Genomic DNA, 13260 nt, shown 5'->3' with positions numbered 1-13260 from the left:
GGTCAGAAGTAAAGGTCAGGCCGCCAGGAACTGCTGTTCCTGTGCGACACCGAGTTCGGCCAGGTAGCACTTCAGGCGGTACAAACGCTGCCGGTAATTGCCTTCCGGCCCCGCCACGCCGCAATCGACGCGCTCGAACAGGCGCACCACCTGATCGAGCAGCTGGCGCTCCTGCGCCGTGCGGATCAATGCCAGACGCCGCTTGCCGCGGCCATGCGTGGCGCTGATATCGATCAGCAAACAATGCCCCTGGTCGGCCGCATGGATATCGAGCAGCAGCGCCTCGGCACGCGACAGATGGAAGCAGCGCGCCAGTTCCAGGCGCGCCGCCAGCAGGGGGTGGCTCTGGCCCAGCTGGCGCAGCGGCTCATCGGCGTGCAGGGCGGCGCACTGGCCCCAGTCGCCGGGCTCGCCGCGCGGCGCGATGCGCGCCAGCGCCGCCTCCGCTTCACGGCTGCCTTGCGCCTGCGCCTGCAGCAGCCAGTACGCGGCGCGCACATCGTTGTTGACGCCGTCGCGGCGATTACGCCAGGCATGCATGCCGCATTCGAGCTGGGCCGGGCCATGCCCCAGGTCGGCGGCACGCTCGAGGCAGAAATGCGCTTCGACCACATTGCGCTGGGAAAATTCCGGTTTCGTGTAGATGCGTGAGAGCACGAACCAGGCTTCGGCCAGTCCCTGCTCGCCCGCCTGCGTCAGCCAGCGCACGGCACGCTTGAAATTGGCCGCGCCATTGCGCGTGGCCAGCCGCTGGCCGTGCGCATCCATGCGCGCATAGCCGAGTCCCAGCTCCAGCTGCGCCGTGCGGTCGCCGCCATGCGCGGCCAGCTCGCAGCACTGCCAGCCCTCCGCATCGCCGCCAGGCGCCAATGCCTGGGCGCAACGCGACAGCAACAGCACCTGCTGCGCGTCGAGGGCGATCGTGCGCGCACCGGCCGCCGCCTGGCGCTGCAGCAGCGCGCGCGCCAGCGGCAAGCCTTGCGACAGAAATCCCGCATGGTTGCCCTGCCTCCATGCCTGCTCCAGCCAGGCGTGCAGCGGCGCATCGCCATCGGGGGCTTGCTCGCCGGCGAGGCTGGCGTCCGGCCCGGACGCTGCGGATGATCCTTCTTGCAGGGACAACAACCATTGCGCATCGGGCAAGCCGGCACGCACGGCGGCGTCCAGCGCCACGCGCGCCTTGGCGCGCAAGGCTTCACTGTGGCTGGCGGCGTTGCCCAGCACCAGTTGCGCCAGCACCAGGCCCGCCTGCACCAGGCCCGCATCGAACGCCTGCGCGTAATACGGGATCAGCGCCTTGGCTGCCGGTTGCGCCACGTCGAACGGCACGTGCGTGCCAATCAGCAAGCACGCTTCCTGGCTATCCTCCTGGGCCGCCCGCGCCAGCCAGTGCAAGGCAGTCGGCAGGCTTTGCGGCACCCCCTGTCCAAACAGGTACACCCGTCCCAACGCCAGCTGGCAAGCGACATCGCCAGCCCGTGCGCCCTTGATCAATCCTAATGTTTCGCGATTTGCCATCGATTCTCGATATTGAGTCAATGATTCTAATAATTAGTGGTCAGCCATCTCCAGGCCCATCGGTTCAGGCCCGCCCTTAGTGTAACGTCCTTGTGTCGTAAATCCGCCAAAGCGGCCTCAAGAACTTGATTCAGCGCAACAATGTCCTGGCCAAAACATGCAAATATCACAATACGCCGCTACGGTGGCGATGGGAAAACGCGTGCCATCGGTGCGGGACTGGCGGAAACCGCGCGTTACAAAAATACAACAGGGGCATGCAGTTATGCCGCTTTTCACCAATCTTTTCACGCATATTTGACCAATCCCGCACGTCTTGCGCGCCGACGAATTAAGGTTCATTCATCGAAACGCGACAGTTAGCGCATTTCAATCTGCTCGGATCTCGGACGGAACTCACTTTTAATAGGGAATAAGACATGAAAAAATCACTCGTTGCCCTCGCACTCTTCGGCGCCTTTGCCGCAACCGCACAAGCGCAGTCGTCCGTCCAAATCTACGGCACGATCGATGCAGGCCTGGGCAAAGCGACTGGTTCGACCACCGCCGTCACCAAGCGCGACAACAACAAACTGGGTTTCAAGGGTACGGAAGATCTGGGCAATGGCTTGAAAGCTATTTTCCAACTGGAAATTCGCTATGAATCCGATACCGGCACCGTAGAAAACACCTCGGGCGCCAATTCGCGTCCGCTGTTCCAGGGTCAAAGCCGCGTCGGCCTGCAAGGCGACTTCGGTACCGTGCGCCTGGGCCGTGGCCTGACCGCGTTCCAGGAAACGAGCACCGGTTTCGAACCATGGTCGGGCATGCCTACGCCAGCCGGTTTCCAGACCGACCTGACCGTGGCCGGCTACACCAGCGATCCGCTGAGCGCGCCAGGCAACTCGCGTAACCGCTTCTCGAATGCCGTGTTCTACAACTCGCCAGTCATCAGCGGCTTCCAGTTCAACGCCACCGTGGCCGCCAAGGAAGCGAACAACAATAATGCCTTCCTGGCCACCGCACCGAACGCAACGACGAATGCCTCCGGCAACTTCGGCGTGCCAGCCAATGTGGCGCCTGCATCGAATCCATACTCGGTATCCGTGACGTACGCCTCGCCAGGATTTGCCGCCATGGCCGCCTACGAGCGCAATGGCTTGCAAGCCAAGCTGTGGTCGGTCGGTGCGTCGGTCAATCCGATTCCTGAGCTGAAAGTCATGCTGTCGATCCAACACCAGAAAGATGACGACTTCAAGATCATCAATACCGGCACCAAATCGTGGGTACTGGGCGCCAACTACGACGTCGGCCCAGGCAAGGTCCGCGCTGGCTACGGTCAGAAAACGCCGGATGGCGTAGTCAAAACCAAGCAGGCATCGCTGGGCTACGACTACAATCTGTCGAAGCGTACTTACCTGTACGCAGATATTTCGAACAAGAAAGCAGCCAGCACGACCAACTACAACGTTTCGACTACGACCAACTACATCGGTCTGGGCGTGCACCACAACTTCTAATGCCTCGCCTGTCACCCTTCGCGGGTGATTGCTGAGCAAGGAATACAAAGCGGCATGGGCAACCATGCCGCTTTTTTCATGGGCGCGCGGAAAATGCACGGGCGCCGTGCCCTTTGCGCCTATGCCGCCGCACTCTCGGTTAGAATGAAGCGTTCAACTTTCACTGACAGATATTCTCAATGACCGCCACACTCGATTCCAGCACCGTCGCCCAGTACCTGAGCGAGCATCCGACGTTCTTCGAAGAGCATACCGCGCTGCTCGGCGAGGTCAAGCTGAGCAGCCCGCTGACGGGACGCACCATCTCGCTGCAGGAGCGGCAGATGGAAGTGATGCGCGACAAGTACAAGGCGCTGGAGTTGCGCATGTCCAAGCTGAGTCGCCTGGCCGAGGAAAATGGCGACATCGCCAGCAAGTTCCACGGCTGGAACCAGGCCATGCTGCAAGTACGCCACGATGCGGACATGCCGCGCGTGCTGGTCGACGCCTTGCAAAGCAATTTCGACGTGCCCTACGTCAGCCTGCGCCTGTGGCAAGTGCTGCCGGAACACGCTGACGGCTGGTTCACGGAAGATGTCACGGCCGACGTGCGCATGTTCGCCAACAGCCTGCAAACGCCGTACTGCGGCAGCAACCGCGATTTCGAAGCCGTGCACTGGTTGCAGGCGGACAAGATCGAATCGACCGTCATGATCGCCCTGCGCGCCCCGAACACCACGGGCACCTTCGGCTTGCTGGTGCTGGGCTCGCCCGACAGCGAACGCTTTACGTCGAGCATGGGCACCGATTTCCTCGTGCATATCGGCGCCACGGCCAGCGCCGCCCTGGCCGCGCTGCGCGCCGGTTCGCCTGCCTGAGTCAGTCATGGGAGAGGCGCGCGGCAAGGCCGAGTGGCTCGACGCCTACCTGGCGCAGCTGGCCACGCAGCGCAAGCTGTCGCCGCATACCCTGGACGCCTACGGGCGCGACCTGCGCGCCCTGCTGGAACTGAGCGGCAATACGCCGTGGACGGCGCTGGCGCACAACGAAGTGCGCCGCTACACGGCCAAGCTGCATGCCGGCGGCCTGGACCCGCGTTCGATCGCCCGCAAGCTGTCGTCGTGGCGCGGCTTCTTCAACTGGCTCAGCGGTGAAACGGCGCTCGACGCCAATCCCGTCGACGGCATCCGCGCCCCCAAGCGGGCCAAGACCTTGCCCAAAGCCCTGTCGGTGGACGACGCCGTGCGCCTCGTGGCGCCCGCGCAACACCAGCAAGGCGCCGCCGAGCCGGAGCAACTGTGCAACCGCGCCATGTTCGAGCTGCTGTATTCGAGCGGCTTGCGCGTCTCTGAACTGACCAGCCTGGACACCCATTATTGCAAGGCCGAGAATGGCCAGCCCGCCTCGCTGGGCTGGCTCGACATGGCCAGCTTCGAAGTCATCGTCACGGGCAAGGGCAGCAAGATGCGCAAGGTGCCGGTCGGCAAGGCGGCCCTCGTCGCCCTGACTGCCTGGCTGGCCGTGCGCCCGCCAGCGGCCGATGGCAGCGCCGCCTTGTTTCTCAGCACGCGCGGCACGCGCATCTCGCCCCGCGTGCTGCAGCTGCGCCTGAAGGCGCATGCGCTGGCGACGGAAATCCCCGCCAACGTGCACCCGCACGTGCTGCGCCACTCGTTCGCCTCGCACGTGCTGCAATCGTCGGGCGACTTGCGCGCCGTGCAGGAAATGCTGGGCCATTCCAGCATCACCTCGACCCAGGTCTACACGGCCCTCGATTTCCAGCATCTGGCCCACGTGTACGACCAGGCGCACCCCCGCGCCAAGGCGAAGTAGACAGCCGCGCCCGTTGGCCGGCCTGATCCATATCAAGCGGATGGGCGCGCATTTGCAAGCTTTTGCAAAATTCCGGCATAATCGTCCGCATTCTTCCGCTTGCGCGGCGGCACCACCGATTACAGCATAGGCATCTCATGGCACTGATTCCAACCACCATCCTCACCGGTTTCCTGGGCGCAGGCAAAACCACCTTGCTCAACCGCATACTGCAGGAAGACCATGGCATGCGCATCGCCGTGATCGAAAACGAGTTTGGCCAGGAAAACATCGACAATGACATCCTGGTGCAGGATAGCAACGAACACATCATCGAGATGAACAACGGCTGCATCTGCTGCACCGTGCGCGGCGACCTGATCGTCGGCCTGTCGGAACTGGCGCGCAAGCGCGACGCCGGCCTGCTGGCGTTCGACCGCGTCGTCATCGAGACGACGGGCCTGGCCAATCCCGGCCCTGTGGCGCAGACCTTCTTTGTCGATGAGGAAGTGGGCAGCCACTACATGCTCGACGCCATCATCACGGTGGTCGATGCCCGTCATGCCATGAAGCAACTCGATGAATACGAGGAAGCCCAGCGGCAAGTGGGCTTTGCCGACAAGCTGCTGCTGTCGAAAACCGACCTCGTCAGTGAAGACGACGTGGCCGTCCTGACGCGCCGCCTGAAGCGCATCAATCCCCGCGCGCCCATCGCCAAGGTCGATTTCGGCCGCGCGCCGCTGGCCGAGGTGCTCGACATCCGCGGTTTCAACCTGAATGAAAAACTGGAACTGGACCCGGATTTCCTGGAGACAGAGACGGCGCACGTCCACGATCACGACCACGCGCACGGCCACGAGCACGCACATGAACACGGCAATGAGCACGGCAATGAGCACGGCCATGAGCACGCGCATGAGCACAGCGACGCCTGTGCCGCCGATTGCGGCCATGCCGACCACCACCATGCGCAGCACAGCGACGATATCGCCGCCTTTGTTTTCAAGAGCACGCAACCGTTCGACAGCGCCAAGCTCGACGAGTTCCTCGGCGGCCTGGTGCAGGTGTATGGCCCGCGCATGCTGCGCTATAAGGGCGTGCTGCTGATGCAGGGCGCAGAACGCAAGGTGGTCTTCCAGGGCGTGCACCAGCTGATGGGCAGCGACCTGGGCGCCAAATGGGGCGAAAACGAAGTGCGCGGCAGCAAAATGGTGTTTATTGGCAAAAATCTACCAAAAGACATTTTTATTCGCGGACTCGAACAATGTTTGGTATAAACTAGCCGGGTTTTGCAAAATACCCGTTGCAAAGCAGAAACAAAAGGGAAAGTTAAGCACGCTTTCCCGCTGTCCGACATCCATCTTGCTGGCATAAACCAACAAGTAGCCGTCTCTGATCGGCTAGTCAACAAATCGGGATGGCAATATAAGGCAAAGCGTGCCAAAATCAGCGACGAAAACGGCCCATGTCGTTCGCCTGTCATGAAATGCTGGCAAACTGCCGCTGGCCGCATGCCAGGCATGCAAGCGATCCACCCAACACGCCCGTTGACGCGCGCATAGCGCGACAGGCATAGAGCGGTAAAAAGTTATCAACATGGCACCATGGCCGGCCGGTAGTCCTGGCTTTCGCCGGCAAGCCAAGGTCGCACGCAGTACAGCGGGACAGCAATGCCAAGCGGAACCTGTACAGTTGCTCGGTATCGCCGCATCAACTGATCAATTTGAAAACTCTGTCGTATCGAAGGTAAGCGAAGTTATGACCAAAACTAATAAATCGACCCCGGCCGCCAACCAAGACATCCCTCTCATCAGCGAAGACCAAATTCGCGCCATGAGCGAAGATGACTACATGAATCCGGCACAACTGGCATTCTTCAAGGCGCGCCTGCAGCAGCTCGAAAAAGACCTGCTGAAAAACGCCGGCGAAACCACGGAACACTTGCGTGAAACCGTGCTCGTACCGGACCCGGCCGACCGCGCCACCATCGAGGAAGAGCATGCGCTGGAACTGCGCACGCGCGACCGCGAACGCAAATTGCTGAAGAAAGTACAACAATCGATCGCCAGCATCGACGCCGGCGACTATGGCTGGTGCGAAGAAACGGGCGAGCCTATCGGCATCCCGCGCCTGATCGCCCGTCCGACCGCCACCCTGTCGCTGGAAGCCCAGCAACGGCGCGAACTGAAGCAAAAGCTGTACGGCGACTGATCGTCCCGCCCCTTGCGCGGCCGCCCCGGCGGTCCCGCGATGGCGAATAAAAAAGCACACGACCCCGGTTGCGTGCTTTTTTTTCGCCCCGCGCCGGCCTACACTGAAGCAAGCACGGCAGTGGCACATGCCGCTTGCAATTGCCTTTTCCATCCCCACTTTTGCAGCATGGGCGCGCAATCGCATGGCCTTGCACGCATCGGCACGAATCTTTTGAGGTCACTATGGAACAATTTCACGGCACCACCATCCTCTGCGTCCGGCGCGGCAAGCAAGTCGCCCTGGGCGGCGACGGCCAGGTAACGCTCGGCAACATCGTCATGAAGGGCACGGCCCGTAAAGTGCGTAAGTTGTATCAGGGCAAGGTCCTGGTCGGCTTTGCCGGCGGCACCGCCGACGCTTTTACCCTGCTCGACCGATTTGAAGGCAAGCTGGAAAAACACCAGGGCAATCTGCTGCGCGCCTCCGTCGAACTGGCCAAGGACTGGCGCACCGACCGCGTGCTGCGCCGCCTGGAAGCGATGCTGCTGGTGGCCGACAGCGAGTCGACCCTGGTCATCACGGGCAATGGCGACGTGCTGGAACCGGAAGACGGCATCGGCGCCATCGGCTCGGGCGGCACCTACGCCCAATCCGCCGCCAAGGCGCTGCAGGAAAACACGGACTTGTCGCCGGCCGACGTGGTCAAGAAATCGCTGACCATCGCCGCGGAACTGTGTATTTATACGAATATGTCGCACATCATCGAGACGCTCGACTAAGCGTCCGCGAGCAAAGAATAGAAAGCCAACTATGATCATGAACATGACCCCGTCGGAAATCGTCACCGAACTCGACAAACACGTGGTGGGCCAGGCCAAGGCCAAGCGCGCCGTCGCCATCGCCCTGCGCAACCGCTGGCGCCGCCAGCAGGTGGCCGAACCCCTGCGCCATGAAATCACGCCCAAGAACATCCTCATGATCGGCCCCACGGGCGTCGGCAAGACGGAAATCGCGCGCCGCCTGGCCAAGCTGGCCGAGGCGCCGTTCATCAAGATCGAAGCGACCAAATTTACCGAAGTCGGTTATGTGGGGCGCGACGTCGACACCATCATCCGCGACCTGATCGACATCGGTATCAAGCAGACGCGCGCGCTGGAAATGAAGAAGGTGCGCGCGCGCGCCGAAGATGCGGCCGAAGACCGCGTCATCGACATCCTCGTGCCGCCGGCGCGCGACTTCGGCTTCACGCCGAATACGGCAGCGGCCGTGGACACGGGCAGCGGCGACAGCACGCGCCAGACCTTCCGCAAGCGCTTGCGCCAGGGCGAGCTCGATGACAAGGAAATCGAGATCGAGCTGGCCGAGGCGGGTCCGCAGATGGAAATCATGGCGCCGCCGGGCATGGAGGAAATGACGGAACAGATCAAGTCCATGTTCTCGGGCGTCGGCGGGCAGCGCAAGAAGGCGCGCAAGGTCAAGATCAAGGAAGCCTTGAAACTGCTGGTCGAGGAAGAAGCGGCCAAGCTGCTCAACGAAGATGAGCTGAAACAGAAGGCCATCCAGAACGTCGAGCAGAACGGCATCGTGTTTTTGGACGAAATCGACAAGATCGCCTCGCGCTCGGAATCCGGCGGCGCCGACGTCTCGCGCGCCGGCGTGCAGCGCGACCTGCTGCCGCTGGTCGAGGGCACGACCGTCAACACGAAATATGGCATGATCCGCACGGACCACATCCTGTTCATCGCCTCCGGCGCCTTCCATCTGTCGAAGCCGTCGGACCTGATCCCGGAACTGCAGGGGCGCTTCCCCATCCGCGTGGAGCTGGAATCGCTGTCGATTGCGGACTTCGAGCGCATTCTCACCAGTACCGACGCCTGCCTGACGATGCAGTACGAAGCCTTGCTGGCGACGGAAAACCTGAAACTGCAATTCGCGCCGGAAGGTATCACGCGCCTGGCGGAAATCGCCTACTCGGTCAACGAGCGCACGGAAAACATCGGCGCGCGCCGGCTGCACACGGTGATGGAAAAGCTGCTGGAAGAAGTGTCGTTTACGGCCAGCGAAGGCAGCAGCAGCACGGAAAATGTGCTGGTGATCGATGCCGCGTACGTCAACGAACGCCTGGAAGCGCTGTCGGTCAACGAGGACCTGTCGCGCTACGTGCTGTAAGAAAGAAGGGGGAAACCGATGGCAAACAAGGCCTTGGCGACGCGGCAGAAAATGCAGTTCCGCGTCGAACCCTCGCAAAAACCGCGCAACCCCGTCGCCACGGCCGCCCTGCAGCGCACGGCCGGGGCGCACGTAAAGACCGTTTCCGGCCAGCGCCAGCAGGAAAAACGCCTGCTGGCGAAACTGCTGTTGAAAGTAGAAACGGACAATTAGGCCGCCCGCGGACACCCCGTTCCGGGGCGTCCGCCATCAGGCCACTCTCTGCCGCAGCATCATCCCCTTAGAAACGGTAGGACGCGCCCAGCGAAAACATGTCGACCTTGGTCGTTTGCTTGCTGCTGTACTTGACCGGCACGCGGTCCCAGTCCAGGTGCAGCGACCAGTTCCGGTTCAGCGCATACGCCGCGCCGATGCCGTAGGTCAGGCCGATCTTGTCCTTCTTGTCCGAACCGCCGCCCAGATAATCGACCTTGCCCTGCGTGTACGCGGCACCGGCGCGCCCGCTCAGGGTAAAGGCGTCGAACTGGTAGCCGAGCACGCCCTGTATGCCGAGGCCCGTGAACTTGCCGCGGCCAGCACGCTTGCCGGCGCCCGTGTCGAAGCCGGACTTGACCTCGCCGCCCATGTACCCCACCAGCTCAACCGAAGGCAGGGCCACGCCGCCCTGAAACGGCAGCGCGTCGAAACTGTAACCCAGGTAGGCCTTGCCATTGCGCTTGCTGCTCTTGTCGCAATCGCCTTGTCCGGCGATGCAATCGAGGCCCGTGCTGGCGCGAAAGCCATAGCTGGCGCCCGCATAGATGGAACCTGGCGCCGGTTCGGCGGCGGCGGCATGCAAGGGAGCGATGGCGGCCAGCGCCAGCAGCGCTGCGGGGAAACGGAAAGATGGAAACATGGATAACCTCTACAAGTGGATGGATTGCCTGGTTGTAGCGCGCTGCGCGAGCCACAAGCGGGAGTGTCATCGCTTTCGCCGAAAAGTACTATCATCTTGTGCAAAGTGCCATTAACGGCTACATTCGGTACCGTCAACCGCTACCAAACTTGCATAAAGGAACTATCGTGAGTTCACCTGAACTGGTTTTGCGCGTGCTGCGCACCCAACTGCGCGCCGCCGGCATCACCTACAAGGTATTGGCCGAGCGCATCGGCATGAGCGAGTCAAGCGTCAAGCGCATGTTTGGCCAGCACGACATGTCGCTGTCGCGCCTGGCCCTGATCTGCAAGGCTTCCGGCATCGCCATGGAGGATGTGCTGCGCGGCGCGGCCGACATCACGCCGCATGCCGACACGCTCACGCTGGTGCAGGAAAAGTCGCTGGTGGCGCATCCGCGCCTGCTGCTGGTGGCGATCTGCTGCCTCGGCCACTGGAGCCTGGAACAGGTGGTGGAAACGTATGCGCTGACGCAGGCCGAATGCATCGGCTGCCTGGCCGAACTGGACCGGCTGGGCTTGATCGAACTCAAGCCGCTGAACCGCTACAGCCTGCGCGTCTCGAACGCCTTCCACTGGCTGGCCGACGGCCCGGTGCAGCTGTACTTCCGCGAACACGTGGTGGCCGATTATTTCAGCGGGCATTTCGACGGCGCCGGTGAAACCCTGATGTGCATCCCGGCGCGCCTGTCGCTGTCGAGCGCACAGGAGCTGGTGCAAAAGATCCGCCAGCTGGCCGAAGAACTGGCGCGCCTGCACCAGAACGACCGCCGCCTGGGGCCGCAGGAACGCGATGGCTTTACCCTGCTGCTGGGCTTTCGCTCATGGGAATTTGCCGCCTTCACGGCCCTGCGCCGCAGCACGGCGCCCGCCGCGCCGGGCGCCCCTTACCAGACAGGGCCCAGGAACAGATAGAGCGTGCTCTCGCCGCCCTTCGATGCGCCCGACGCCACGTACACGGGACCGAAGCGCGTATCGACCGAGATGAAGGCGCTGCTGGCCTGCGTGAACTTGGTGGCTTTCCAGCGCTCGCTCTGATCGAAGCCGCCGCCCATTTCCAGCGAAAAGCCGGCACGCACGGCGCCGCCCAGGGTGCTGGGCAGGGAACCGATGCGGCGTGCCATCACGAAGCGCGCCAGGGCCACGCTGCGCCCCGTCACCGACTCGAACTGCGTGCCGGACAGGCGCAGGAAGCCGCCCAGGCTGAGCGGCGCCTCGCCCCGCTGCGCGCGCGCCCATTCGCCATACACGTGGCCGGCCCAGTTGCCGCGCCCAAAAGCCTTCAAGCCCGTGATGGACGACTGGCCCAGGGCCGCCTCGCCCGTACCGGTGGTCGCGGAGCGCGTCCAGGTGGCGTCGAACAGCACGCCGCGCGTGGGGAAACCGGGCGAATCGAGCGTGTCGACGCGGAACTGGACGAACTGGTTGGTGCCCAGCGCCCGCTCCTTGGGGTAGGTCGGGTCGGCGGGGATGCTGACGTCCGCCTTGACTTCGCTGCGCGTGATGCCGAACTGCAGATCGCCCCAGAAACCGAACTGGCGCCCCAGCACCAGGCTGGCGCCCTGGCCGCTATAGGCGACGCGCGCATTGCGCCGGCCCTTGTCGAACAAGTCGACCGCCTGGGAAGTGTACTGCAGCGATGGCGCGATATACCACGGGTTGCCGGCGCCGAGCGGCTGCCAGTACTGCACCCCGAAGTTACGCGCGGTGCCGATCTGCACCATGCTGCGCAATTCGCCGCCCCAGCTGTTCAGGTTCGAGCGCACATGCAGCAGCTTCAGGGCAAAGGTATTGCTGTCCCTGAAATCGCTGGCCATTTCCAGGCCCACGCGCAGGCGGCTGCTGGCCCACGGCGCCTCGACCGCCTTGATGGTGACGGCGCGCTGGTCGCCGGCATCGACCACTTCCGTCTCCACGCGCGCCACGTCGCCGCGGCCATACAGCCTGGCCGCCGCCTTGAGCACATCTTCCTGGCTGACGGCCTGCCCTTCCACCAGGCCCGATTGCGCCTGCAGGATGCGCGGATTGATATCGCCTTCGCTCTCCACGGCCAGGCGCGTGAGCGGCAAGGCCACGTCCAGCAGCGCCGGCGCCGCCAGGCGCAGCTCCTCGCGCGCCGCATACTGCTCCGGCGGCAGGGCCAGCGGCGCCAGGCGGGCGGCCAGCACCTGCGCCGCCTGTTCGCCGGCGCGCATGGCGCGCGCATAGTTTTCAAAGTCAAGGAAGCTGACGCCCGTCAGGTCCGGCGCCATCAGGATGTCCTGCGGCTGCAGCTCCTTGAGCGAGCGCTGCACGTTCTGCTCCGTGAGGATCTGCAGCATCTGCTGCGCCACGCCGATGGCGCTGCCCAGCTCTTTTTCCGGCGCCAGCGGCGTGCCCACGTTGACGGCGATGATGATGTCGGCGCCCATGGCGCGCGCCATGTCGACGGGCAGGTTGCGCACCAGGCCCCCATCAACCACCAGCCGGTTGTTCACGCGCACGGGAGCAAACACGCCCGGCACGGCCAGCGAGGCGCGCATCGACAGGAACAGGGGCGTGTCGACCAGTTCCACCAGCTCGCCATTGACCAGGTCCGAGGCCACCGAGCGGAAAGGCAGCGGCAGCTGGCTGGCGGGACGGTCGCGCATGCCGGCCGGCAGCAGCCGGTTCAAGGCCATTTCCAGCGCCGCATTGCTGGCCGCCGCCGGCGGCGTGGAAATGCCGTTGCGGCTGGTGCCGAACTCGATGCGCGACGGCAGCAATAAGTCTTCCTCGCGGCGGCGGAACGCCAGTTCGTCGCGCGGCGGCCGGTCGGCCACCACGCGCGCCCAGTTGGTATCGCGCGCCATCTTTTCCAGGTCCGCCACGGAAGCGCCGGCCGCGTACGCGCCACCCACCACGCCGCCCATGCTGGTGCCGACCACCATGTCGATCGGCACATGCAGCTCCTGCAGCACTTTCAATACGCCGATATGCGCGAGACCGCGCGCGCCGCCGCCCGACAGCACCAGGGCGATGCGCGGACGCGCCGGCACGGGCGCAGGAACGGCCAGGGGAGGAACGGAAGTAGCGGCAGCAGCGGGGACGTCAGCGGCGGCGCCGGCTTGCGGCAAGGCGCACAGCGCCGCCACGCAGCCCGCCAGGACGGCACGGATCGAGAACATGAAGACTCCTG

General features: G+C 63.7%; 12 protein-coding genes. 9 read left to right on the top strand and 3 right to left on the bottom strand.

Features of this window, described 5'->3' with window-relative positions:
* Positions 1-15: 15 nt before the first annotated feature.
* The gene (locus AC07VH_RS18940; protein ID WP_494787501.1) at positions 16-1518 is read right to left on the bottom strand and encodes a tetratricopeptide repeat protein; all 1503 of its coding nucleotides are present in this window, start codon (positions 1516-1518) and stop codon (positions 16-18) included.
* A 419-nt stretch (positions 1519-1937) separates the two neighbouring features.
* Here AC07VH_RS18940 and AC07VH_RS18935 point away from each other — a divergent pair, with 419 nt between their 5' ends.
* From AC07VH_RS18935 to AC07VH_RS18900, 8 genes are all read left to right on the top strand, one after another.
* Positions 1938-3017 (top strand): porin, encoded by a 1080-nt coding sequence (locus tag AC07VH_RS18935; protein WP_475415881.1) that lies wholly within the window; start codon positions 1938-1940, stop codon positions 3015-3017.
* A gap of 179 nt (positions 3018-3196) precedes the next feature.
* A complete protein-coding gene (locus AC07VH_RS18930; RefSeq protein WP_475415880.1) occupies positions 3197-3874 on the top strand; it encodes a DUF484 family protein in 678 nt (225 codons plus the stop codon).
* Between the two features lie 7 nt (positions 3875-3881).
* Positions 3882-4829 carry a tyrosine recombinase XerC gene (locus tag AC07VH_RS18925; protein WP_494787502.1) on the top strand — a complete coding sequence of 316 codons (948 nt, stop codon included), beginning with the start codon at positions 3882-3884 and terminating at the stop codon, positions 4827-4829.
* 137 nt (positions 4830-4966) lie between these two features.
* Positions 4967-6085: a CobW family GTP-binding protein gene (locus AC07VH_RS18920; protein WP_494787503.1), complete on the top strand. Its 1119-nt coding sequence runs from the start codon at positions 4967-4969 to the stop codon at positions 6083-6085.
* Between the two features lie 481 nt (positions 6086-6566).
* Positions 6567-7019: an RNA polymerase-binding protein DksA gene (gene dksA / locus AC07VH_RS18915; protein ID WP_034753066.1), complete on the top strand. Its 453-nt coding sequence runs from the start codon at positions 6567-6569 to the stop codon at positions 7017-7019.
* Between the two features lie 224 nt (positions 7020-7243).
* Positions 7244-7780 (top strand): ATP-dependent protease subunit HslV, encoded by a 537-nt coding sequence (hslV, locus tag AC07VH_RS18910; protein WP_034753065.1) that lies wholly within the window; start codon positions 7244-7246, stop codon positions 7778-7780.
* Positions 7781-7817: 37 nt separating this feature from the next.
* On the top strand, positions 7818-9170 hold the full coding sequence (gene hslU, locus AC07VH_RS18905; RefSeq protein WP_489629186.1) for an ATP-dependent protease ATPase subunit HslU: 1353 nt from the start codon (positions 7818-7820) through the stop codon (positions 9168-9170).
* 18 nt (positions 9171-9188) lie between these two features.
* Complete coding sequence (locus tag AC07VH_RS18900) at positions 9189-9383, top strand: hypothetical protein (protein WP_489629187.1); 195 nt, start codon at positions 9189-9191, stop codon at positions 9381-9383.
* Positions 9384-9450: 67 nt separating this feature from the next.
* Here the strand turns inward: AC07VH_RS18900 and AC07VH_RS18895 are convergent, their stop codons facing one another.
* Positions 9451-10065, bottom strand: a complete 615-nt coding sequence (locus tag AC07VH_RS18895) for an outer membrane protein (RefSeq protein ID WP_494787504.1) — start codon at positions 10063-10065, stop codon at positions 9451-9453.
* A 167-nt stretch (positions 10066-10232) separates the two neighbouring features.
* Here AC07VH_RS18895 and AC07VH_RS18890 point away from each other — a divergent pair, with 167 nt between their 5' ends.
* A complete protein-coding gene (locus AC07VH_RS18890) occupies positions 10233-11018 on the top strand; it encodes a helix-turn-helix domain-containing protein (RefSeq protein WP_489629188.1) in 786 nt (261 codons plus the stop codon).
* Here AC07VH_RS18890 and AC07VH_RS18885 read toward each other — a convergent pair.
* Positions 10991-13249: a patatin-like phospholipase family protein gene (locus AC07VH_RS18885; RefSeq protein WP_494787505.1), complete on the bottom strand. Its 2259-nt coding sequence runs from the start codon at positions 13247-13249 to the stop codon at positions 10991-10993. The two genes, AC07VH_RS18890 and AC07VH_RS18885, sit on opposite strands and share 28 nt — an antisense overlap.
* Positions 13250-13260: the final 11 nt, after the last annotated feature.

Source organism: Janthinobacterium sp. GW821-FHT03C10, assembly GCF_059420865.1.
This window is presented reverse-complemented; position numbering and strand designations above follow the sequence as displayed.

Excerpts from the sequence above, each read along its gene's own strand:
- AC07VH_RS18940 (WP_494787501.1), bottom strand. The coding sequence starts at position 1,518 with ATGGCAAATCGCGAAACATTAGGATTGATCAAGGGCGCACGGGCTGGC.
- AC07VH_RS18935 (WP_475415881.1), top strand. The coding sequence starts at position 1,938 with ATGAAAAAATCACTCGTTGCCCTCGCACTCTTCGGCGCCTTTGCCGCA.
- AC07VH_RS18930 (WP_475415880.1), top strand. The coding sequence starts at position 3,197 with ATGACCGCCACACTCGATTCCAGCACCGTCGCCCAGTACCTGAGCGAG.
- AC07VH_RS18925 (WP_494787502.1), top strand. The coding sequence starts at position 3,882 with ATGGGAGAGGCGCGCGGCAAGGCCGAGTGGCTCGACGCCTACCTGGCG.
- AC07VH_RS18920 (WP_494787503.1), top strand. The coding sequence starts at position 4,967 with ATGGCACTGATTCCAACCACCATCCTCACCGGTTTCCTGGGCGCAGGC.
- dksA (WP_034753066.1), top strand. The coding sequence starts at position 6,567 with ATGACCAAAACTAATAAATCGACCCCGGCCGCCAACCAAGACATCCCT.
- hslV (WP_034753065.1), top strand. The coding sequence starts at position 7,244 with ATGGAACAATTTCACGGCACCACCATCCTCTGCGTCCGGCGCGGCAAG.
- hslU (WP_489629186.1), top strand. The coding sequence starts at position 7,818 with ATGAACATGACCCCGTCGGAAATCGTCACCGAACTCGACAAACACGTG.
- AC07VH_RS18900 (WP_489629187.1), top strand. The coding sequence starts at position 9,189 with ATGGCAAACAAGGCCTTGGCGACGCGGCAGAAAATGCAGTTCCGCGTC.
- AC07VH_RS18895 (WP_494787504.1), bottom strand. The coding sequence starts at position 10,065 with ATGTTTCCATCTTTCCGTTTCCCCGCAGCGCTGCTGGCGCTGGCCGCC.
- AC07VH_RS18885 (WP_494787505.1), bottom strand. The coding sequence starts at position 13,249 with ATGTTCTCGATCCGTGCCGTCCTGGCGGGCTGCGTGGCGGCGCTGTGC.